The sequence below is a fragment of the Enterobacter sp. DN genome (assembly GCF_046054285.1).
In the GTDB taxonomy this organism is placed as follows: Bacteria; Pseudomonadota; Gammaproteobacteria; order Enterobacterales; family Enterobacteriaceae; genus Enterobacter; species Enterobacter hormaechei_C.
In genome coordinates, this window is record NZ_JBJJTG010000003.1 from 32768 (window position 1) to 56145 (window position 23378).

Below are 23378 nucleotides of genomic sequence, written 5' to 3' on the forward strand. Positions count from 1 at the left end.
GTCATTCAAACCTCTGTTCCCTCTCACTATCTTCCCGTAACTCGCGTTCTTTTTGACGTTTCACCCACTTCTTCATTTTTTCGCAAACTACTTTCGCAGCCTTGGCGATATCTGGACGCTCATGTTGGCTCAGTGTACTGATAGTCCTTGATCTAGCTTGCATTATGTTCGCAAGGCTACCAGTCCAGGATGATGGAGTAATGCGCTCAGCAAAAGACTCCAGTACAGCTAGTGGCTCAGGTGACGCCTCTAGAAGTTCTATAGCCGTTTCGTGTATGGTCAGTGCACTCTGCTCATCATTTTTTGACCAAAGATTTATTCCACCAGCTACAACAGGCCAAACAAAGGGATCATTTCTGGCGCGGCACCATGCAATTAGAACGCTTGTATTTATTTTTGCCAGGGGATAAGTACGTAAGCCACCACGATCAATAAAGAATTGTCTTCTTTGCCGCTGTTCCTCAGTACCTTCAAAAATGCGATTGAGAAATGCTTCTGGCATCAATGCAGCAGTTGTAGCTATAGTTTTATGAAATCCAGACACATATCCATAATGTTTATCAATGACGCTGAATATTGTGTCCAACCACTCTATTTTTCTTGCGTCATTACCATCGAAACGCAATGCAGCATGGATAACTTGTTCCATGCGATAATCGATTTTTCCCCCTTGGTCTCTATCGCTGTTTTGAATCCTCTGGATAGCTGCTGCAAGACCGATTAATCGAAAGTCTGCACCGAGCGTATCTGTAGATTCATCTTTACCATGAAGCTTCATGGATAGTGCATCCAAAATAACATCGTCGCCGCTAACTTTATTTAGAAGGCACTTAGCAAGATCAAGTATACGGACTCTCGGTAAATTGGCGTATTGGTCTCGCCAGAGAATTGACTCATACATAAAAGGGCGAATGTCTGGATCGTCCAAATGCTTCATGCAGCGATCCAAATCATTTACTGTAAATTTTCCCCAAGGATGCAAGCCAACCAATACCTGTCGAAGTTCAGGATGCTGCGCACATTGGTCGAGAAACTTCTGTGCTAATGATGGATCGACAGAGTCAACTTCTTCGATGAATCCTCCAATAACTGCAAAGTCTTTGTTAGCATCTGGCTGTTTTTCAATTTGTTCAACAAGTCGCTGCCAGCCAATACGTAGATCATGTGCCCCTCGAGCAAGTCCTCGACCAAAGACAGCACGATAAGGCATTCCACCAATAGAGAACAGCTCTGCTCCTAACTCCTCAATCACATGATTTGATAAGGCAAAGTCTTGTCCTAATTGAAATGCTTTGTCTTCAAGGCGTTTTCGGGCTGCGGAATATCTATTGGTGTCCTCATGATCAAAATCTGCATCCAGTGCCCAATAATCATGATTTGTACTCAACACGTATGTCTGTATTGTTGGAATTAACGCAATGGGCTCCAACTCCTTCTCTAAGGCAGCAAGATTATCAGGCAACGGCTCAATATCATCTCCATCGCTACGCTTGGTATAGTCAAAATAGACCGTTGAACGAACTGCTTTCCAACCTTCCCCCCAAGGACTTAAAGCATTTAATGTACGGGCAGCATCGACGAGTTTGTCTCGCATTGCTTCTTGAAACCAAATTCCCCTGAATTTGTCAGCCAGGATTGATCTTGCAGGCCTTTCAAGCTCAGGATCTCCGGATGCCGCTAATTCGATAATGACGTCAATAAAGGCGCTGCGCCATTCGACAAGTTCGTCATAGTTGGGTTCATATCCATAGTCTCTTGGTCGAGCTCCAAACTCACCAACTCCAAACCCTGACCACGGTGGGCCATCCAGGGCAGTTGACAGCATCTTTAAGCCCAAAGATCTACGCGTAATAATGCTTGATGCAATGCATTCGTTCATTAAAGCAATACGCTGGCTTAGGGATGCATGAGTACCAGACAAATACGTCTGGAAAAACCTTGGGACCATGTTTCGAGCAGAATCCAGGTCATTGTTATCAGCTTCGTTCTCAGCCATTCGAATGAGAAGCCTGCCACATCGTTCAAAGGCGTTCGGTTCGTATGCCATCAATTGTAAAAGACGCAGAATACTACGTCGCTGCGGATTGTAGCCCGGTTCCATACCTTTGAAATCAGATGATGAGAGTACGACCTCAATTCTGTTGAGCAATGCTTCAGGTGCAACCGGTCCGATATACCCAAGTATTCGTAAAGAAATATCATTTAACTCGGCTATTCTTCCTAACATCCCTTTAGGCTGAAGCCAGGCTTCTACAATTTCTTTCGCAACAGGATGGTCATGCAACAACCCCAAGCGATGCGAAAAAGACATTAATAAACGCTCACAACCCGGAGCTTCAAAAGTCGCCCTAAGTTGATCGACGGGAATACTGTCGAGTGCGGATGCTGCCAATCTGTTAGCAATGGCATGAGGTAAGATAGCTCTCCAGTGAGATCTTTTCTGAACGATATGACGTTCCATCAGCTTCGTAACGGCTTTAAATAACTGGGTTCTGGAATACCCAAAGAGCGCCCCTAATATTTCCAGTTCGTCGGTAGCAGCATCTGGACTAGATACCGAGAATGAATACACCATTGACAATATTTCAGCTTGCTCCCGTAAATTACCATCAGGATGATTACGCTGTTCAAACAAGCGATTAAACAACTGCGCATCAGAAAGTAGAGCCAAACTCTCGCCTTCCTCCCCTCTCTCAGCTATAGCCAAAGCAACTCTTGCATTCCCATCTGCAAACTCAGCAATACGACGGGCATTATTCTGACCAATAGAAGGGAAGCGACGGATAAGAAGTTGCTCTGCCACCTCTGGACCATCTGTCTCAATATGGATGACCTCAGTTGTCTGTGGTTTGTCATCCCTAATGTCGTACTCGATTGTGATGAGGCTTACTTCTTTTCCTGCGGCTGATACCTTGCTGGCAAGCGAAGCATGGAGTTCTGATGGACAATTATCAAGGATCATAATTGCTCGTCGGTCCTCAGCGATCAGCTTATCAAGCATTGCTGTAGCCGACGGTACTGGCTCAGAGCCAGTATCAACATAAATAGCTACTGTCCGGTCAAGCGCATCTGTTCCAACAGTTTCATCAAAGAGCGCCTGAACGATCCGAGTCTTCCCAACACCGGACAATCCTGTAATACGAACCGCTTTATTCGTCGAACGGATAAGTGCTCGCATTGGGCTAATTGCTTCATCAATTTTGAGTTTTTGCCCCTTTCCCGACGGTAAAGTAATGGTTACACCTGAGGCTGAGATTAAAGTGTCTGTAACACCTTGTGGCGGATTGCTCCAAGCTCCGTAGGGTTGCCAGCCGGAATACCCTTGCCCAAGCTTCCCTTTTACCCACAGCATGACTGATGGATGTTGGCGCAGCCATTGAATGAGTTTGGAACGGTCGTAGAAATCAACATGAAGATTGCTTTTGTTAGGATCATCTTTTACTGCATCCCTCATCGCATTAAGACGATCTCTCTTTCCAGACGGAGAGCAATCATCACCCAGGCTGACAATGATGTAGCTGCCTTGTTTTCTGGCTTGTTCAGATATGATGGGTGAAAGCGTTTGGCAGGTGCTCATTTCCTTCTCAATTGTAGCCTTTGGCATTTTATGTTTCTTTGCCTGAAAGACCGTATTAGGCCTTACAAGAAAGCCTGGTTTCAGTTGTTCAACTGGAACTTGAACATGGATATCAATCCCTCCGTCAGGGGCTGTAATTGAACCAGACCAATTTACACATGCTGGGCTATAGCCATGCATTGCCACTTCAGCTTCTGCTAGCCGAGCTATCAGCTCTTCCAGCTGGATATCGGAGAGCCGAAGTAATTCGTCCTTTTCAATGTCAAAGATTGCCACGCCTTCACCTTAGTAAAAAATTTTTGCCATTATTCATACTTTGAGTTCACCAAAAACCGAGTAACCTCTATCCATTCTCCAAATATTCAGCTTTCATGCATCGTTCGTTTAGGTTGACATCCTGTGAGTAAGATTAAAATACAACTGACGTCATCTTCGTTTCCCAGATTTTATTCAAAATTATCAGCTTCACCTTTCTTGATTAGGGCATCAGATGCGGCAATAACTTCTTCTTTCAACTTCTCATGCCACAACCAGAGCACGGAGCTATATAGCAAACGTTGATCGTTTGGTGAAACTGAGATTATCGCCTGAGTGGCCTGTATTAAGGACAAGCTGGTGCACTGAATCGGCTCTAACAGCCCTTCATTAGATGGTCCGCATAGCAAGAGATCTTTATTTGAAAGCGATGTACCGAGCTTGAAGCCAATGCTGTCAATTCCTGCATGAATATACTGGTTGGCAAAGCCGTAGTGCGGTCGCAAAAAGTCCAGCTCGACAAATTCCTCAATATCACTAAAGCGAACCTTAGTTCTGGCACTGGGTTCTTTTCCTAAAGCTTTTGCGGCCCAACCTAATTCGTTGCCGAAACCCGCTTCATACTTACCAACGATATCATTTCTTTCGAGATCAAACCGACTTAAATCTTCTGGGGAGAAAGAAGTAAAACCCAACTCTTCACTATATTTATTATAGCGATTAGCAGCTTTTCGCCTCTGTATGCTCTGAAAATCCGTGAATCTTTTCGCCAGGTCTTCGTCGCCTTCTGCAATAAATATCAATATGGCCGTGGTTTCATGGAGCGTTCTCCAACGGGCCATTGCACCGTCTGCAAAGCCACCCTTTAGAAGATGAGATATCTCGCAGGAAACCTGGACAGCACGTGCGTGCAGTCGGGTGGTTATGTTCAGTTTTGCGGACCTTTCTCCAGAACCGGTGCGATACTCACTGTTTACCTCATTACTGATTTCAGTACACCCATAAATTAATGCATCCAGCCGCTTTAAAGGGGACTCCCATGTTGTAAATAGTCTTCCTGTAAATGCATCTAAATTTTCGTAGTGATCCTTTAATACCTCCCCTTTAGCCTCATCCAAATACTCGAACATTTTCAACGCAACTAAATGCTCTATGTCTTCAGAATGAGTATCTAACCACTCAGCCATCTCTGCGGGAGACATATTGCCGCTACCAGCCACATCCTGTATCTGAGAAAGTACTTTTTTGTTTAACAAGTTCAGTTCCTTAGAGAGGGTCAGCACTCCGTCGACGTAGTAAGTGGGCTTTACGTCGACACTAGCGGGGCATCAATACGGGAGTAAACGAGCAGACAACCAGCTTCTTCGATCCGCGAGTGAAGGCTACGTAGAGATGTCGGGCATCCATCTCCTCAGTGGCGGTTATAACGGCCACTTCCGCCTCTAGTCCCTTCAGCAACAGAGTACTACCAATGGCACGTTGCGCAAGGGGCCGAATCTCGTGTCGGTTTCGTTCGCGCTCCCGCACCGTGGCCTCGGCAAAGCTGCAACTCCCCTCCGCAGCTATTTGCATCGCGCGCAGACAGCAATACAACACATCCGGACGATAGACTCGGGCATTGTTTTGCCTGGTCAATGCGCGTAGTGCCTCGATGGCCAAGGGAAAACTTGGGGCATTAGTGAAAGCGAGCAGTGCGGCTTCTGCTTCAGTCGCTGGATTGTGTGCAGTCCCCCTGCGTAAGCTCTCCAGTCGGCGCTGCAAAACAGCTACTCCGACCTGCGTCATAACCTCTGCGGCAAACTCCACTAAACAAATCAGTGCGTCAGCAGACTGCAGGTTGAATGTCGTTCCAAACAACGTGAGGTCGGCGAGGTCGACGGGCTCTACTGCAGCAGCACCCGGTGTCTGACTGGCCATTTGCCGGCGGCCACGAGGGTTACGGCTATCGCCAATCACCAGAACGTCTCCTTCCCGCGTAACAGCCTGTGTTAACGCAGCGGTGAGCCGCTGCTGAATGGCAGTAGCCGGTTGCAACTCGACCCAGACAACCTCCGGCGGGGCCTGGCGTAAATCAATGCCACCTCCTGCTAGGAGTATTCGCCGACACTCCAGAAGCCATTGGCCAAATTCGGGCTTGCCTGCGTTCGTCCAGCGCCAGGGCTGGTTAAGCTCGCCGATAGCAGGAAAATGCGGAAGCACGTGGGTATTCCAGTCCACAAGCTGATTACCGCGAAAGCCGAAGATAGCCTGCATCGGGTCGCCAAGAACACATGTTGGAAGTACCATGGAAAGTGCTGTAACCAGATCGTGTTGCACTAAATTGCAGTCCTGGTACTCATCGACAATCAGATGGGCATAGCTTGCTGCGAGGACCTCATTGAGGTGCCCGCTTTGAAGTAAATGCCTGGCAGCCATGCGTATTGCTGGGTAGTCGGCTCCGGGATTCTGGAGCAGAAGGACAGCAGCAGCAACAGCGCTTCGCTGCGGAAACATCGCCACCAGCCGCATGGAAAAACCATCAATTGTGGCAATGTGGTAAGCCGAAGCGGGCACTCCGGCTTTTTGCATGCGCAGACGCAGTGTTGTAACACCCGCATTGGTATGAGTGAGGATGAGAACCGGCTTTGCCCCAGTATGTTGGGACAGTGTATCGGCGATCAGTTGCGTCTTGCCACAACCAGCAGGGGCCGTGATCGCGCCTCGACGAAAAGCGAATAAATTGTACTCAGGCGGCATGAGCCCACCGGTAGAGGCGAGTGATCATAGCGACAAATTCTGGCTCTGAGATTTGGCAATAGGGACCAAGAATATCGCGTGCCACATCCTCGAATTTGGTGACCGATTTAAACCAACCGTTTTTACGGTTACGCGCTGCCAGCCCCAGTAGTTGTCGCGTTGCGAGGGGATATGGCATACCTAGCTGTTGTCGCTGCAGCCGGATTTGGGCGAGAGCCAGTTGTCCGTTTGACTGAGTCTGGATATGCGCAGCCACCAAATCTTCTTCCACAAGGTCTATGGCTCGCTGAAGCAGAGCATCCACACCCGCATCCGGCAGACTCAGAAACAGTTCGTCTTCCAGAGCACGTCCTTCTCGCCAAGTGATGTACTCCCCACCAGCATCCACGTAGGCCTGTACGGTCGCCGCAGTGGGCGGCTTATCTGCATCAACCATGACCAATACCCGATAGCCAAGCTGGCGCAATGCGAGTCCGCGAACAAAGCACCGGTCAGGCTCTCCGCCGCCGACATTCACATATGCAGTCCCAGCGGCTAGCATCGACGCTCCGTTTATGTTCGTCCAGAAATGGTCTAGGCCACGAATTAGACCAACTTCACTGGCACCCTCGCAGACTATGACGCTACGAGCGAGAAACGCTTCCGGATCAGCCCTAACGGTGCTTTGAATATCATCAGCGACACCTACCTGGAGAACCTGATGTGCACCATCCGGAGACTTACGTACCACGAAGAGCTGATTGCCGTTAAGCTCGCGGACAGCGACCGGGGAATGGGTGGTTAGAAATACCTGGAGGGGTGGGGAATTTTCCTTCGCACCAAGGGAGTTCAACAATCGGGTAAGGCGATGCGGTTCCAGTCCGTACTCTACTTCGTCGACCAGAGCGACAGACGCCTGCTGTGTTGCTGCACTCTGCATTCCTGCGACCAGTAGACGAGATGAGCCTGTTCCCAGTGAGCGCAAGGGCACTCCTGTAGCATCGTGTAGCGCAATGGCTCCGTCGCCGATCGATACAGCGTGCGCGTCCAGCAATGCCTGGGTGCCGGCACCCACTGGCACGCCAAGTTCATTGGCTTTCTGGTTCACGATTTGCAGTGTTGCGGCCAGCTGTACACCAGCCTGACCGCCGAAACCGTTTCGGGCCTGGCGTGCCGCATTGGCCAATTCAGCGCCAAGATTTGGTCGTTCTGCGGTCAGTCGATTGAGTACCGAACCGCGTGTCCATGACAGGTTGGAACTAGCATAAGTCCCGAGCCGGGCTGGGGCTAACAGTAACCGATCCTTCCAAGCAATATTGCGCTCCTGCCCTTGTGCCTGAGCGCGCTGTGATACTAGCGACCAGACAGGCTCTAGCTCGCTATCCACTGTCAAACGTAAGCAAAGAACCGTTTCCAGACCCTGTTCAGGTTCTTCAGTGACTAACCCGTTTGCACGGTCGAAGGCCTGTAAATAATTTCCGTACGAATCCAAGCGCATCAGAGCATCGGGCAACGAACCAAGCGTCAGAGTGATGCTGATGGGCTGGGTGACATCCAGCCCATAAAAATCAGTATCGGCAAAACTGATATTGCGGCGGGCACCAAGGCAAAGGTCAATCGCATCGAGAATAGTAGTCTTACCGCTGTCTCCTGGGCCAATCAGGCAGTTGAGGCCTGGTGAAGGTAGCCAGTTCAATAAACGGATAGTTCGGAAATTCTGGATCTCGACTTTACAAATTCTGGTCACGGAGTTGCTCCTTAATTCTCATTTTCTTCATCTGCAACGTGATCGCGAAAGACATCCGTGAAGAAAATATACAGCGCAAAAAATATATTACGCTCACAACGAGAAAGGATCTAAACAGAGATATCTACCTTACTGTTTTATCTGATCGTTTCTTGATCTACACCTCAATCTTGTGGCATGTGCGAGGAACACGCGGTCCGTATTTTGCTCGTTAAGTGTGCGAGTAATGAAGAAACTCTAGTATTAGCCTTGCCTGCTTCTGGCATACAGCAGATAAACACGCAACTCTAAAGCGTCTACTGAGAGCGAAAAGCAAACCTTACGCAATCTTTTTAAAGGGATTTCTCGCTATGATGTTAAATACTATTACTTTGGTAGGTTTTAATCAGCGGGGAACTTGGTGTTATGAAGTCCAGAATCGGGCCAAACGGAGTGCATTTCTTCGATCGATATACAGGTTTGAACATCCTCTTAGACGAATTACACCCTCAGGGGACAGTTTGGTCGATGTCTCCCCGTCAAGTCTCAATAGCACTCACCAATCTTTGTGACCTCCACTGCGCACATTGTTTTGCGCCCAAGCACAAGGCATTGCTACATACTGACCAAGTGCTTACTTGGTTAAAAGAACTGGATACTGAAGGATGCCTCGGTATCGGATTTGGTGGCGGAGAACCAACACTACATCCTGATTTCGTCGAAATATGCAAACGTGCTGCTGGGGAAACTCATCTTGCAGTCACATTTACGACTCATGGTCACCGTCTGACCCAGCCATTGTTTCAAAACCTCAAAGGTTCGATCCACTTTGCGCGCATTAGCGTTGACGGGATAGGTCATACCTACGAAGAACAGCGTGGAAGGCAGTTTTCAAGTTTACTCAGAGGCATTGAGTCGATTGCGAAATTGTCGCCCTTTGGGATCAATATCGTGATAAATGAGCGTACCATTTTTGAGCTTGACGCAGTGGCTGAGCTGGCGCAACAGTTTGGAGCTAGTGAATTGCTGTTGTTACCTCAGCAAGCAACTAATGCAGTCGCAAGTATGGACGAATTGGTCGGCCGAGAGCTTCAAAACTGGGTCTCTAACTATAGAGGAAAGGTTCGACTTGCAGTAAGTGAGGCGGGAGCGTCAGGGCTCCCCATATGCGACCCTCTACCTAATGAGATAGGCCTTCAAGCCTACGCGCATATAGACGCTTCCGGGATATTGCGCACGAGTTCTTATTCAACCACAGGTATGTATATTGAAGAAACTGGTGTTATGTCCGCGCTTAAACGGCTTAGAAATACCTTAGAGATTGGACAAGGGACACAATCATGAAAATTTGGAACGGATACGGATCTGAACATTCGATGAACTTAGTTCTCATCGGAAAATTCAAGCAAGAGCAAGATGCAGAGAAGGTCGAGAAGGATATTAAAACGCTCAGTACTCAGGCGGAGAAAGATGAATGTTACTCGATCCCTTTTGATAAGCCAGAGAATCATCGGTTTTCAGATGAAATGCTCTCATTACTATGCAGCCTAAAACTCCACACTTTAGGACCAACCGATCTTGGTCAATTGGTGTCAGATCATCATCTAGATCGTGAAGGCGATAGAATAACAATAACGACTGATGAGGCAGAGGTATCCGCGTTCGTGAAGCTGTTTGTCGAGGCTGGAGCAAAGGTCGAGATTTTCTCAGCGCATGACTATCCGTCCGATTCCAGCGATGCCAGTTGACAGAGGATGCATTGATGCCTGAAGTAAATTGGAAAGTATTCAACGAACTGCCCGGTGCAGCAGATGTGAACTTCGAAAACCTTTGCCGCGCTCTGGTTCGCCGACACTATGGTCGTTTCGGTCGCTTTAAGCAACTCGCAAATCAGCCTGGGGTGGAGTTTCACCTCGAGCTGACGGAGCCTTGTGATCTCGGTGCGCCACCAGGCTGGATTGGTTGGCAATGCAAGTGGTATGAGCTGGTGAATGGACAAGATTTGGGAGCCTCCCGCCGCAACAAGATCATCGAAGGTATCGAAAAGACGCGTAAGCATGTCCCTGGAGTAACCAATTGGAAGCTTTGGACTCATCACACGTTAACAAAAGGTGATCAAGAGTGGTTTTTCGCGCTAGAGCGAGACCGCTTCCCCGAATTGAAGTTAGAACTGCTCACTGCTACTGATATCGAAGATCTTTTGGTCGGACCGGGAGCGCTTTTACGGGAAACCTACTTTGGTGAACTGGTTCTAACCCCAGAGCTAATTGCTGAGCAGTATAAGCTTGCCGTGGCTCCATTTAAGAACCGCTACCAGCCAGACGTTCATGTAGCGGTGGGGGCTGAGGAGAATATATTCAGGCATCTGTGCAGCCAAAACGCATGGGAATCTCTGGAAGAACTCTCAAACGCTTTAAAAAAGAATTATACGAGCATTGCTTCGGTTACTGAGCAACTCAAAATTGAGCTCAGGACTGAAGTTGAATTACTCCTGTCCCGGGTTATTGGGTTGACTGAGTTTATTGATGGTTTACACACAGCGCTCGGCAAAGGTGACTTTAACTCTGTACATCAAGCGTTGGTTTCAAATCCTCGTCAGCCGGTACGTTATGACAGGCTACTTTCGAAATTGCGTGGAGTTCGCTTTGACGGGGCTCCGTTAACCGCTAATTTGGTTGCAGATATTCACATGGTTTCGTCTGTTCTCCGCAGTCTGGAGCAGTCAATTGGTGCTCGGGCAGTTGCTGTACTTGCGGCGGCAGGTGAAGGTAAATCTGAACTTGCAGTCAAGGTAACCCAGCCAGAAGGGGAATTCCCAGGGGGAATCCTCCTATTGGGTAAGAATCTTCATTCAGGTCAAGGGCTTGATGATCTCGTAACTGCCTTCAAGATTTCTGGGAGGCCAGCAGAAAGTTTCGACCGCCTGATTGAGGCCGTAGATGCGGCAGGCCAGCGTGCAGGCAAACGCATACCTATTGTTATTGACGGTCTGAATGAGGCGGAAGATCCGAGAAATTGGAGGGATGAATTATCCCGAGCGGATGAGCTTCTAAAGAATTTTCCTTATGTCTTGTTAGTTGTCACTCTTCGCAATGAATTCGCCCAGATGTGTCTGCCTGAGGGGTTTCCCCAAGTTGAACATAACGGGTTTCAGGAAGATCCGAAGACAGCATTTGACAAGTACTTTGAGTACTACAAGATCGATGCTACCGATGCGGATCTACCAGTCGAACTCTTGCAGCACCCCTTAACACTGAGAATTTTTTGCGAAGTAGCAAATTCTCCTCGTCAGCATATTGTCGGAGTGGAAGCATTGCCCCGTTCGCTTGCAAGCCTGTTCGAAGCACATTTTAACAAGGTTGCCGCACGAGTCGCTGAGCTTTCACCGGCGATGCATCGCATTTATCAAGATGACGTTCAGGATGCACTACTGACGATCGCGGGTCTTCTTTGGGATAACAATGCGAGAAGTGTGGATTTTCAAGCTACACGGGCGGCAGTTCGGGATATGGGGTGGAACGATAGTATTATTCGTGCATTGGAGTCTGAAGGCATACTAGTTAGGACTATTTCTCAAGAAGGTAGGCAAGGAGTTGCGTTTGCATACGACCTAATGGCCGGACATATGATGGCGCACCACCTGCTCAGGAAGCCTGAGTTGGTCCAATGGTTAAAAAGCGATGAAGGGAGCGCGAAATTTAAATCTCATGGACCTGATTCGCATACCTTCGCTTATGACGTATTCCGGGCTCTGGTTGATCTGTATCCGCAACACTCTGGTAGGCGGCAGCTTTGGCAAGACTTGTCGGATGATATACTCGTTATGAACGCTCTGTTATTGACGACGCAATCGGACCCAAGATATATCGGGCGAGCTACTGTTGAACGATTTGCTCAAGCTATGCAGGAGTCGAAGCGATTTGCACAATTTGCCTTCGAGAAGCTACGGAGCATCAGGGCTGCACTAGCACATCCGTTTGATATGAGCTTTTTGCATGATGTGCTAATGGCGATGTCCAATACTCAGCGCGATCTTTTTTGGTCCGAGTGGATTCGTCAAAAATCTGAACAAGTTAAAGATGACTTAAAATTCTTGTCGACGAGATGGAAATTGGGTCATCTGGATGAGCGTGAACTTCGGAGAGTTCGCTGGGTGATGTGGACATTGACGACGACATCCAGAGCTTTGCGGGATATGGCTACCAAAGCCCTGTATGAATTTGCCATCAGGCGGCCAGAAGAGTTTTTCCGGTTGGCGATGGAGACAAATGCAGTTTCAGACCCATATGTCCCCGAGCGAGTGTTCGCCGCAGCCTACGGTGCAGTCCTGACCACTTGGTCGGATATCAATGCAGTAGAGTTACATGATGCGTTGCCACGGTTCGCTCGTGAGATTTACCAAACCATGTTTGTACCTGATGCTACAGCTCCTACTTGGCATGCGTTATATCAACAGTACTGCCTGGGAATCATTGCCATTGCAAGGATGGTAGATCCAAATTGTTTTTCAGAGGATGAAGCTGCTCATCTTGTTCCGCCTTTTAGCCATCTGCCTAACGTATTTAAAAGCATTCGTCAGTACGATACAGCAGTCATCAAGCAAGCGCAGAGCGCAGCGATTCGAATGGACTTCGGCAACTATACGATTGGGAGACTTATTCCACATAGATCGAACTACGATGACAGCAACCCAGAATACCAACAGGTGTTGAAGGCAATTATTTCTCGAATGCTGGTGCTTGGTTATGACCCTGAGCAGTTCGAAGCTATTGATCGGCAAATGTATTCCGGCTCTCGAATGGGAGAAGACAAACACAAAATTGATCGATATGGCAAAAAGTACGGCTGGATAGCTTACTTCGAGATGTGGGGACTGCGATACGCGCAGGGCCTCCTTTCCGAAGAACGCAGCGCTCGTCCATCGGACGCAGATATCGACCCGACGTTCCCGCTAGACGCTGTGAGCATTGATTTGCCACTTCCAGCCTTGTTCAGCGAACAGTCGTCGGATGATGGGGATTGGATTATGAGGGGTCCGCAACCTGACTACCGTAGCATCCTTGAGATTACGGAAATTGATGGTCTGACGGGGCCATGGATCCTACTTGACGGTTTTGTTGAGCAAAATGCTACCTCGGATGACCGGCAGATTTTCACTTTCCTGCGAGGAGTATTCGTAGATAGCCAAGAAGTTGACAATCTATGTAGGTTGTTCACTGATCTTGAATATCCTGGCAACAGCGCCATCCCTGATTCTCCTGGCTACTATTACACCTATGCTGGTGAGATGCCTTTCTCGTCGATTCCGGGGCTGCTAGTCGCAAATGAACAAGAGGATGATAGTGATGAAAATTTGGTGTCCGCAGACAGATGGTCAGGCAATGGCGTTGCGGTAGATATCACTGTGCAGGAATACAACTGGGAGAGTTACCATAGCGTGGAGAACCAAAGCAGCGGTGCGAGCCTACCCTCAAAGCAACTTTGTGAGGCTTTGAATCTCAGATACCGTGCAAACACATGGGATTTGCATGATGCAGCAGGTGTGGCATCACTGTACCGCAAAGTTGGCGAGTATGATTCGGCTGTCAGTGGCTCAGTCAGTTATCTGCGCCGTGATCTACTTGATCGTTACTTGATGCAATCCGGCAAGGTATTGGTATGGCTTATGTGGGGGGAGCGTGGTTTTCATTACCGCTCCAACAAGACGCACAATTTGCACAGGTATTACGTGAATCACCAACATATTCACAAGCGTATTCATATCCATCAGGTAGCTTCTGAGTGCTAGTAACCAAAATATTGCGGGCGGAGTCGCTATATGAGTTACGAATTCAGAAATCTTTCACCCGTAAACTTTGAGGATCTTATTCGGTATCTCATCTGAAAGTAGAAGGCTTCACTTCGAAGCCTTCTGAATCGTTACGGGTAATCTAGACACTTTCGAGCCGTTGATAATACTGCTGTTCATATTCATTCGGCGATACCTGATTGCTCGAACCATGTCGACGCCTGCTGTTATAAAACATTTCGATGTAATCAAAAATATCGCTTCGGGCTTCTTCCCGCGTTCCGTAGATCCTTTTCTTTATCCGCTCACATTTGAGAAGCTGGAAAAAAACTTTCGGCAACGGCATTATCATGACAGTTGCCACGTCTACTCATACTCCCTTCCAGACCATGTGACTTCAGGAATGACTGCCACTCGTGGCTTGTATATTGACTGCCTTGGTCCGAATGTATCAGCACCTGTTTTTGTGGATTACGTCTCCACAGCGCCATCAGCAGTGCATTCAGCACAATAAGGTCAGACCTACTACCAATTGTTTAACTCATTGAGAAAGCCGTATTGTGCGAATAACTCTGCTCATCAAAATAATTTCAGATAGATATTATCTCCATGAATCCCCCCTGACGCCTTCTTGCCTCAGGGGTTTTGTTTTTCTACTGAGGTCGTATCGTGAAAAAATCAGAAGGTCTGCAGGCCATCGAAAAGCCACTGGCATCACTTCCCCACGCCATTGGCAAACATATTTTTGACCATATTCAAAAGCTCACTCACTACGAACCGGTCATCGGCATTATGGGAAAAACAGGCGCAGGGAAATCGTCGCTCTGCAATGCTCTGTTCCAAAGTGAGGTTACGCCCATCAGCGATATCAGTGCCTGTACCCGCGACGTGCTGCGATTCCGGCTGCGCAGTGTTCACCACAGCCTAATACTCGTAGATTTACCCGGTGTAGGTGAGAGTGAGCAACGGGATAAAGAATATGAATCTTTATATCGCCGAATCCTCCCTGGGCTGGATTTAATCCTGTGGGTAATCAAAGCCGATGATCGTGCTTTCTCCGTCGATGAACGCTTCTACAAGCGAGTGATGACTGACCACCAGCATCGGACACTTTTTATCGTTAACCAGGCTGACAAAATAGAGCCCAGCCATGAGTGGAATGTCACCGGCAATGCGCCATCACCGGACCAGTCGGTTAATATCGAGGCCAAGCTGGAGTCCATTCGTCAGCTATTTTCACCACACCATCCTGTGTGCGTTGTCTCAGCGAGAACAGAATGGAATCTGCCATCAACGGTAGAAACGATGATGCGTTGCCTGCCGGATCGTGCCACCAGCCCATTGGCGGTACAACTGCATGGGAGGTTATGCAGTGAACTGGTAAAAAAGCAGGCTCGTGAGGGCTTTGGTAATGCGGTCGGAGAAGTGTTTGATTCTGCGGAAGCGGCATCATTTGTACCCTCGCCACTAAAAGCGGTCATCCGTACTGTCCGTGAGACGGTGGTGTCCGTTGCTCGAGCCGTTTGGGACTGGATTTTCTTCTGAGCTGGCCTACCTGCCATTATCCTCGGGACATATCCTGTCCGTTCTGGCGTTTTATAAGGCGCTGAATTTCGACTGTTTCTCCTTGACGCCCCGTCACAGTTGATTTTGGCAACTGTAAAAAATACGTCGTCTGGTGTCCATTCCCTGTCCCACACCCTCGCTAAGATATTCTTTTTATTTTCAGCTAATTATCTCACTGGAGAACCTGCCTCATGGCTCAGGTTGAACGTCGTCATGATCGGCTTGCCGTCCGACTGTCGTTAATTATCAGCCGTCTGGTGGCTGGCGAAACACTGGATTTGCAAGCGCTGGCAACTGAATTTGGTGTGTCGGTTCGAACCCTGCGCCGGGACTTTCGGGAAAGACTGATGTATCTGGACCTGGAGTATCGTAAAGGCCGATGCCGTTTGTTATCCGGTAGCCGACAGAGAGAGCTGGCGGTAATGACATTTGCTCGCCAGTCAGGCGTTGAAGCACTGTTTCCAGATATGGATAACCATCTGGTCAGTTCACTGTTGAGCGGACCAGGGGAGTCTCCTTGCCTTATCTGGCAGGGAGCAGCTCAGGCTTCATCACCAGACTCAGGCGTGTTTACTCGGTTGGTGAGCGCGGTATCTGAACATCGAAAGGTGACGCTGCTCGGTAAAGGTTGCCGCTGTACAGGTCTCGCTCCCTACCGGCTGGTTCTGCGTGAAGGCGAGTGGTATCTGACGGGAGAGCATCAGGCACGGATTGTCGTCTTTCCTTTGACGGATATTCGGGCAATCACGCTCCATAAAGACAGTTTTTCCCCGGATATCACTGTGCGTGACATCCTCTCACGCCCGGATTTTCTTCAGGCTTTACCCCTCTTTCGCTTTTTCAATTCAATGCTAGTCGCAACCAACTGCGGCCTTATACATCAAAAGGAATAATCATTATGAAACTGCTTACTACTACAGCGCTGGCTGCCAGCTTTTTCTTGGGGGCTGTTTTCCCAACTGAAGCTGGAAATATTGTCGGAACTGTTAAAGCCTGGCAATACATGCAGGCTGAAGGCTGGAAATCTGCCGATGGTATGGATGACAACATACTGCACAACATGCTCTATCAGGCCAGTGTGATTGATAACTATCCGTGGACGAAACAGTTTCTGTTACGTGTCCGTGGTGGTGGTGCGCTTTTTCTTGCCGATAAAAAGACGCACACGATTCGCCAACTGAAAATAGAGCCTGTAGGTGAAACCTACAATGACATTGAAACGGTCTATCAGGGAAAAGACAAAGGTGAAGGATGCTATTTCGCTATTATCGACAATCAATCTTCAGCACGACAAAAAGCGATTGATGATCTTCTTAGCTACCCGCCAGTTGATGATATCGATGCTAAAGCAAAAAAGATCAGACAGCAGATGACCCCGAAAGTCGTTATGGTCATGCCGGATAATTGTGTGAACAAGCAGCAGCAGGCTGCTCTGGCAGCTAAACGTTCGGAAGAAGATCGGAAGTTACAACAATGGGTAGCACAACAAAGTTTGACGGAGCTATGCCGTCGTACTGGCAACTGCTAAGGGCCTTCCAACAACAGCAAAGCGATCCCTTACCAAAATCAGGAGCATCATTTTTGAACCAATTTCTTAAAGCCCTACCTTTCATCGCTGGTTTGACGTGGTGCCATTTGCAACCCGCACAGGCCGACGAACAACGCTACATCAGTATCCGTAACACCGATACTGTCTGGACTCCCGGCAATATTTGTGTTTATCAGTTTCGCCTCGATAACGGCGGAAGTGGGACAGGTTTCGGCCAACTGAATGTGTCACTGGATTTGAAAGACAAGGCTGGCAAAACGCTCGCGCAGGGCGTCATGGAAGTTGGTCCCTTTGGAAAAAGCGACGCAACACGTTCACAGGACGCTTTTCTGGAGCATGAATGTGTTGAAGGTGTCAGTACCGTTGAAATTTTGAAGGTAACTGAATTACGTGCAGGTCATCAGACTGATCTGCCACTGTCCATCTTCGATCCGCAGTATTACCAGCCATTGTCAGTATCAGTTGCCGTGAATTAATCGTCGCGGTTGGCTGAGACGGGCATCTGCCACACCTCAGCTACCACTCACTTAAAACATGCCAGGCCATGCCTCCTACGGGAAGCATGGCCTTTTTGTTTTCAAACTACTCATACGGAATCACCATGAATCAAATCACATCACCCGTCACCGCATCACCTGTACCCGACAGGCAGCGTCTTAACTTCTGGCCCAAGCACTTCGGCAAAATCTCCCAGTGGATGCTGCTGGAGCCCCGCGCCTTCGCCTGGATGGATCGCCTGTGTGAAGCCTACAACGGCGGATACTGGAATTATTACACGCTCAGCAACGGTGGTGCCTTCATCGCACCCGACAGTGAGGATAACCGGGCCATGTTCAACAAACTGAATGGCAACTGCGCGGAGATGAGCAGCGAAGCCGCTGGCATCGCAGTCTGCCTGCTGAACTGGAGCCACCACGCCTGCAGAACCGACAGTCCCGCCATGAGCGAACACTACTATCGCCTGCGCGAATTTGCGCTGAGCCATCCTGAAAGCAGCGTCATCATGCACATAATCGACTGATGCCGGAGGACGTTATGGAAACGACTGCATTATCTCTTCCTCTTTCATCACACCGCACCATAAAACGCGCCCTGACGCTGATCGAAAATCACCTGCGTGAACCGGGCGTGTCGTTTACCTCAGCATCACTTACCCGCGACTGGCTGCGGCTGAACCTCGCAGGGCTGGAGCGTGAAGTGTTCATGGTGGTGTTCCTGGACAATCAGAACCGGCTACTGGCATACGAAACGCTGTTTCACGGCTCCATCGCGAGCACGGAAATTCATCCCCGCGAAGTGGTTAAAGCCGCACTGCGGCACAACGCCGCTGCGGTCATCTTTGCCCACAACCATCCCTCCGGGTATGCCGAGCCCAGTGACGCAGACCGACGCATCACTGAACGGCTGAAAAAAGCGCTGGCGCTGGTTGAGGTGCGCGTGCTGGACCATCTGATTATCGGCAGCAAAGAGATTGTCTCGTTCGCCGAACGCGGCTTGTCCTGAAGGAGGACAAATGCATTCTCAACAATGGGGGCTTACGTGCAGTAAAACGCCGAGCTTCGATGCTAGGCTGGTGCAGGAAGGCAACCGACTGCACTTTCTGGCTGACCGGGCAGGATTTACCGGCGACTTCAGCGACGATGAAGCACTACGCCTTGACCAAGCTTTTCCGCTGATAATGAAACAGCTGGAGCAGATGCTTACAACCGGTGAGCTGAATCCTCGCCTTCAGCAACGTGTTACCCTGAATCACATTGGACTGACCTGCGAAGCCGACACGCTTGGCTCACACGGTTATGTTTACATCGCGATTTATCCCTCTTCGACTGTAACCGGCTGACCGGCCACCTCCCAAAACAGGACACACCCAATGCAAACTTTACCGTTATCCGAGCCACGGGCGGCTGAGCCATGCCCGTCGCCCGTGCAGGTCTGGCAGCTGCTGCTCACACATCTGCTAGATAAACATTATGGCCTTACGCTCAACGATACGCCTTTTGGCGATGACAGCGTAATTCAGGCGCACATCAACGCCCGTATCTCTCTGTGTGATGCTGTCAATTTCATTGTGCAAAGGTATGAACTGGTGCGCACCGACAACAGCAGTTTTAACCTCAGCGAGCGCTCATCGCTAATTGGTGCCATCGACATTCTGCATGCCCGTCGTGCAACCGGACTGATAGTAAGAAGCGGCTATAGCAACATAACCCGCATCACAACGGGCCGGTATCAGGGAGGAGAAGCACAGTGAAAATCGGCCTGAACCTTAACGCTAACAGCATCAATGTGCTGGCGCTGAACATGGGGAAAATCGCGGTCGATGTTGACGGTATCGAGATCGCTGAGCTGATAGCTGCCGTTAATGCTCAAGGGCTTAGACTTCGTATCGCGGAGGAACCCGGCGAAGTGATTGTCGAAACCAGCTCTCGCCTTCTTCTAAGCAGCTTTGTAAGATAACGCCAAGCGGACCGATAAAATGAAAATTAGTTTTAGGCACCTTCTTAGGCACCAAAGAATAATTGAATTGAATAATTAATTTTTTAATTCATATGGTTATCGGATCAATTCAGACTCCGCCAGCCCACCAAAATTCTCCATCGGTGAATACCAGAGTCATCCGATGAAGTCCTGAAAGCCCGCACGGCGCAAGCCCTGCGGGCTTTTTTGTGTCTGTCGTTCTCCGAGCCATTCGACTTAGTCCGGCGATTATCGCTATACGTTCAGGTATTCCGGTTCATGCCGGATCAGCCACAGCCCCCAGACCTACACCAATGTTCTGCGTGCTAAAGCGCCCGAGAAAGATCTAACGTTGCGTCATGGCCCATGCCATCGTTGTAATCCCCGCACTGCAAATCAAAGCCCAACCCCCCTTCACGCAATCAACATAACCAATTGATATTAAATAGTTATCACCTCATTTATTTCCGTTTCCTTTTGTTTTATCGAACGATCTGTGAACAACACCAAAACATTAACAACAAGGAAACAATAATATAACTACCGAGGTGACCTTATGCTCAATAAAGAACGGCATTATGCAATTTTGACCTGGCTTAACAGGTACGAACGGGCGACGGTGAATCAGCTTGCGAAAGTATTTAACGTCACCAGGGAAACGATTCGCAGCGACCTGAACTTATTAGCGCAGGAAGGCGGCATTGAGCGATGCCACGGTGGGGCAATTATCAAACGCCGTATTTTTCATACCCAATCAGTCAATAATTTAGATAGCAATATCATTCATTTTTTTGACTCCGCGCAGTCAAGAAAAACGATCAAATCCCGACATAAAGGGCGAAAGATGAAAGGTAAAGTCTGTATTCTGGGTTCATTCAACGTTGATATTATTGCTAATGTCGATCGTTTCCCGCAAAGCGGAGAATCTATTTTTTCCGAAAATACCATTATTGGACCCGGCGGCAAAGGCGCCAATCAGGCGCTGGCCGTAAGCAAATGCAATGTTAAAACCCATTTTGTCGGTAAGGTGGGTAACGATCAGTTTAGTCAGATGGCCTTTGAACATCTTTCATCTTCTGCTATCGACAGCTTCACGCTTTATCAGGATAAAGATCAGAAAACCGGCACCGCGCTTATTTATGTTTGTCAAAGTGATGGTGAAAATATGATTGCCATCAGCCCTGGGGCCAATCGGTCCATTACTGCCGATGAAGTTGAAGCGATTACCCCTGAAGTGAAAAACGCAGATATTTTTTTAACCCAGCTGGAAAATAATCTACCAGCTACCTTTCGGGCCATTGAAATTGCCCGCCGTAACGGGATTAAGGTGGTTTTGAACCCTGCCCCCTGGTCATCTGATGTGGTTAGCTGCCTGAAGAACGTGGACTTTCTGACCCCAAACGAGACTGAGGCCTCATTGCTGTCCGGCATTCATATCGTGGACCTTGCCAGCGCGAAGGAAGCCGCCAGAGCCATTAAAGCGAAAGGGGTTGGTCGCGTCATCATCACCATGGGAGCGAAAGGCGCGCTTATTTATGACGGTGAGCAATTTATTCATATCCCGGCGCTGAAAGCCGTATGTGTGGATACCACCGGTGCTGGCGATGCCTTCAACGGCGCATTCGCCGCCGCGATGGCGAAAGGGGAATCCATTATTCATGCAGCAAAATTTGCCTGTGCTTTCGCGTCTTTGGCCGTCGAAAAAGAAGGCGCATCAAATATGCCCGAATATAAAGATGTCCTGACCCGCCTCGCGCAATATAACGATAAAAAAATTCTCACCGAGAAAATTTAACGCACGCATATTTCTGCAAACACAGATTATATTCACGACAACCATTTCAGTAATGGGAGTATGTCCGATGAAAGCCCTGACAGAATCTAAACCCGGCGACGCGATACCGCAGGTAAATAACATGCCTCACCAGCAAACACTATCCCGCATGGCACGTTGCCGCCAGACGTTACGCCGGTGGTGGCCGTTCTACGTGATGGCCCTGCCTGGAGTTATCTATTATTTTATCTGGCACTATTTACCCATTTGGGAAACCAAAATTGCGTTTGAGCAGTACCGTATTATCCCGCCGAATATCTGGGTCGGGATGCAGTATTTTGCCACGCTGATGTCATCCCCTGTTTTCTGGCAGGTGATACAGAACACCGTGATTATCGGCGCAATGAAGCTGATTTTTATTTTTCCGGTTCCCATTATCGTGGCGCTCTTGCTCAATGAAGTGCGCTCATCCGGTTACCGTAAATTTGTCCAGTCGGTGATTTATCTGCCGCACTATCTCTCCTGGGTAGTGATCGCCAGCATCGCGATTGCCACGCTCTCGCCGGTTGATGGCGCGGTTAACGACATTATTAAATCGATGGGCTATGACCCGATCCCCTTTATGACCGACAGCGGCTCTATCCGCTGGGTACTGGTGTTCACTGAAATGTGGCGCAGCGCGGGCTGGGACTCATTACTTTACATCGCGGCGATCCTCGCCATCGATCCACAACTGTATGAAGCCGCGGAAATGGATGGTGCCGGGCGCTGGCGCAAAATCTGGCACATCACCCTGCCCGCTATCACCCCGACCATCGCCACGCTGTTTATCCTCAACGTCGGGCTGTTCCTGAGCCAGGGTTTTGATCAGGTCTTCAACATGACCAACGACGTGGTGAACGGTCAGATAGACATCATCGACACCTACGTCTACCGCATGGGCCTGCGCACCGGGGAGTTCTCGCTGGCGACCGCCGCAGGGTTATTCAAAGGCGTGATCGGCATGATCCTTATCGTGCTGGCACATAACGTTTCAAAACGCCTGACGGGTAAAGGAGTCTGGTAATGCGCATCTCATCACGAAGCACCCCTTTTGAGCGCATCGAATACGTGCTTATTCTCTCGGTACTGATGCTGCTGGTTGTCGTGACGCTACAACCGATCCTCAACCTGGTGGCGATATCCTTCTCCAGCCCGGCAAACGTGCCCGGCATGAGCGGCCTGGAAATTATTCCGCAGGGCTTTTCGCTGGACGTCTGGAAGCTGCTGCTGACCAACGAAGCCGTGCTGCGCGGGTTTGGCAATGCGATGCTGATTACCGTGGTGGGCACCATCATCAACGTAGTTTTCACCGTGCTGCTGGCCTGGGCGCTGGCGCAAAAACGCCTGCCGGGACGCCGCTGGCTGTTTATGTTTGTCCTGTTCACCATCGTCTTTGAGCCGGGCATCATCCCCGATTTTCTGGTGATGAAAAAGCTGGGGCTACTGAACAGCTACTGGTCCGTCATCCTGTATCGCGCCGTCTTCGCCTTGTACCTGATTATTCTGGTTCGCCTGTTCGAAGAGATCCCGGAGGAGCTGCTGGAAGCCGCCGAACTCGATGGCGCGAACCCGTTCCAGACGCTGTGGTACGTCATTATGCCGGTCGCCAAATCGTCCATTGCCATGATCACGTTATTTTACATGGTGCTGCACTGGAACGAGTTTTTCCGCGCCATGGTGTACCTCAACGACCCGGACAAATGGCCGTTGCAGGTGGTGCTGCGTCAGTTTGTCGTCGAGGGCGATAAGCTGGCGATGGTAGGCGTCGAAAGCATGTCGAACTACACCGATGCCAGCCAGATCAGCATCAAGGCGCTGAAAGCCGGGATGATCACCTTAACCATCGCCCCGCTGATTGCCATCTACCCGATTATTTTGCGCTTCTTCACCAAAGGGACCATGTCCGGCGCGGTGAAGGGTTAACAGGAG

At 49.3% G+C, this 23378-nt stretch carries 19 protein-coding genes and 1 pseudogene; 15 read left to right on the forward strand and 5 right to left on the reverse strand.

All coding sequences use genetic code 11. The features are described from left to right. Position 1 precedes the first annotated feature (1 nt). From ACJTMZ_RS08615 to ACJTMZ_RS08630, 4 genes are all read right to left on the reverse strand, one after another. The gene (locus tag ACJTMZ_RS08615; protein ID WP_408626904.1) at positions 2–3853 is read right to left on the reverse strand and encodes a hypothetical protein; all 3852 of its coding nucleotides are present in this window, start codon (positions 3851–3853) and stop codon (positions 2–4) included. 170 nt (positions 3854–4023) lie between these two features. Beyond that, the gene (locus ACJTMZ_RS08620) at positions 4024–5088 is read right to left on the reverse strand and encodes a DUF5677 domain-containing protein (protein WP_114191412.1); all 1065 of its coding nucleotides are present in this window, start codon (positions 5086–5088) and stop codon (positions 4024–4026) included. 61 nt (positions 5089–5149) lie between these two features. Next, complete coding sequence (locus ACJTMZ_RS08625; RefSeq protein WP_338319418.1) at positions 5150–6568, reverse strand: UvrD-helicase domain-containing protein; 1419 nt, start codon at positions 6566–6568, stop codon at positions 5150–5152. Then, entirely contained in the window at positions 6558–8294 is a 1737-nt protein-coding gene (locus ACJTMZ_RS08630; protein WP_408626905.1) for an ATP-dependent nuclease, read from the reverse strand. The genes ACJTMZ_RS08625 and ACJTMZ_RS08630 overlap by 11 nt, the downstream gene beginning before the upstream one ends. Positions 8295–8699: 405 nt before the next feature. Here ACJTMZ_RS08630 and ACJTMZ_RS08635 point away from each other — a divergent pair, with 405 nt between their 5' ends. Genes ACJTMZ_RS08635 through ACJTMZ_RS08645 form a run of 3 tightly spaced genes read left to right on the forward strand, consistent with a single transcriptional unit; the run spans position 8700 to position 14061 of the window. Beyond that, on the forward strand, positions 8700–9617 hold the full coding sequence (locus ACJTMZ_RS08635) for a radical SAM protein (protein ID WP_029570505.1): 918 nt from the start codon (positions 8700–8702) through the stop codon (positions 9615–9617). Beyond that, entirely contained in the window at positions 9614–10021 is a 408-nt protein-coding gene (locus ACJTMZ_RS08640) for a DUF6375 family protein (RefSeq protein WP_338319416.1), read from the forward strand. The genes ACJTMZ_RS08635 and ACJTMZ_RS08640 overlap by 4 nt, the downstream gene beginning before the upstream one ends. Positions 10022–10035: 14 nt before the next feature. Then, positions 10036–14061: a hypothetical protein gene (locus ACJTMZ_RS08645; RefSeq protein WP_408626906.1), complete on the forward strand. Its 4026-nt coding sequence runs from the start codon at positions 10036–10038 to the stop codon at positions 14059–14061. A 142-nt stretch (positions 14062–14203) separates the two neighbouring features. Here the strand turns inward: ACJTMZ_RS08645 and ACJTMZ_RS08650 are convergent. After that, positions 14204–14573: pseudogene (locus tag ACJTMZ_RS08650) on the reverse strand (IS3 family transposase); the annotation flags it as partial. Between the two features lie 157 nt (positions 14574–14730). On the opposite strand from ACJTMZ_RS08650, the gene ACJTMZ_RS08655 reads away from it, so the two are divergent. From ACJTMZ_RS08655 to ACJTMZ_RS08710, 12 genes are all read left to right on the forward strand, one after another. Further along, positions 14731–15606, forward strand: coding sequence for a GTPase family protein (locus tag ACJTMZ_RS08655; protein ID WP_338319414.1), 876 nt, complete (start codon positions 14731–14733; stop codon positions 15604–15606). A 212-nt stretch (positions 15607–15818) separates the two neighbouring features. Next, positions 15819–16520, forward strand: a complete 702-nt coding sequence (locus tag ACJTMZ_RS08660) for a WYL domain-containing protein (protein WP_039270018.1) — start codon at positions 15819–15821, stop codon at positions 16518–16520. 5 nt (positions 16521–16525) lie between these two features. After that, positions 16526–17155 (forward strand): hypothetical protein, encoded by a 630-nt coding sequence (locus ACJTMZ_RS08665; protein ID WP_408626907.1) that lies wholly within the window; start codon positions 16526–16528, stop codon positions 17153–17155. A 53-nt stretch (positions 17156–17208) separates the two neighbouring features. Next, positions 17209–17652 carry an IrmA family protein gene (locus tag ACJTMZ_RS08670; RefSeq protein WP_408626908.1) on the forward strand — a complete coding sequence of 148 codons (444 nt, stop codon included), beginning with the start codon at positions 17209–17211 and terminating at the stop codon, positions 17650–17652. 125 nt (positions 17653–17777) lie between these two features. Then, positions 17778–18197: an antirestriction protein gene (locus ACJTMZ_RS08675; protein ID WP_338319411.1), complete on the forward strand. Its 420-nt coding sequence runs from the start codon at positions 17778–17780 to the stop codon at positions 18195–18197. 14 nt (positions 18198–18211) lie between these two features. Continuing rightward, positions 18212–18679, forward strand: coding sequence for a RadC family protein (radC, locus tag ACJTMZ_RS08680; protein WP_338319410.1), 468 nt, complete (start codon positions 18212–18214; stop codon positions 18677–18679). A gap of 10 nt (positions 18680–18689) precedes the next feature. Beyond that, positions 18690–19016: a type IV toxin-antitoxin system YeeU family antitoxin gene (locus tag ACJTMZ_RS08685; RefSeq protein WP_338319409.1), complete on the forward strand. Its 327-nt coding sequence runs from the start codon at positions 18690–18692 to the stop codon at positions 19014–19016. 30 nt (positions 19017–19046) lie between these two features. Then, positions 19047–19427, forward strand: a complete 381-nt coding sequence (locus ACJTMZ_RS08690; protein WP_338319408.1) for a TA system toxin CbtA family protein — start codon at positions 19047–19049, stop codon at positions 19425–19427. Beyond that, positions 19424–19633 carry a DUF5983 family protein gene (locus tag ACJTMZ_RS08695; protein WP_338319407.1) on the forward strand — a complete coding sequence of 70 codons (210 nt, stop codon included), beginning with the start codon at positions 19424–19426 and terminating at the stop codon, positions 19631–19633. Before ACJTMZ_RS08690 ends, ACJTMZ_RS08695 begins: the two co-directional genes overlap by 4 nt. 556 nt (positions 19634–20189) lie before the next feature. Beyond that, positions 20190–21428 carry a ribokinase gene (gene rbsK, locus ACJTMZ_RS08700; protein WP_323618206.1) on the forward strand — a complete coding sequence of 413 codons (1239 nt, stop codon included), beginning with the start codon at positions 20190–20192 and terminating at the stop codon, positions 21426–21428. 121 nt (positions 21429–21549) lie between these two features. Next, a complete protein-coding gene (locus tag ACJTMZ_RS08705) occupies positions 21550–22473 on the forward strand; it encodes an ABC transporter permease subunit (RefSeq protein WP_252010948.1) in 924 nt (307 codons plus the stop codon). Then, entirely contained in the window at positions 22473–23372 is a 900-nt protein-coding gene (locus tag ACJTMZ_RS08710; RefSeq protein ID WP_408626909.1) for a carbohydrate ABC transporter permease, read from the forward strand. Before ACJTMZ_RS08705 ends, ACJTMZ_RS08710 begins: the two co-directional genes overlap by 1 nt. Positions 23373–23378 lie beyond the last annotated feature (6 nt).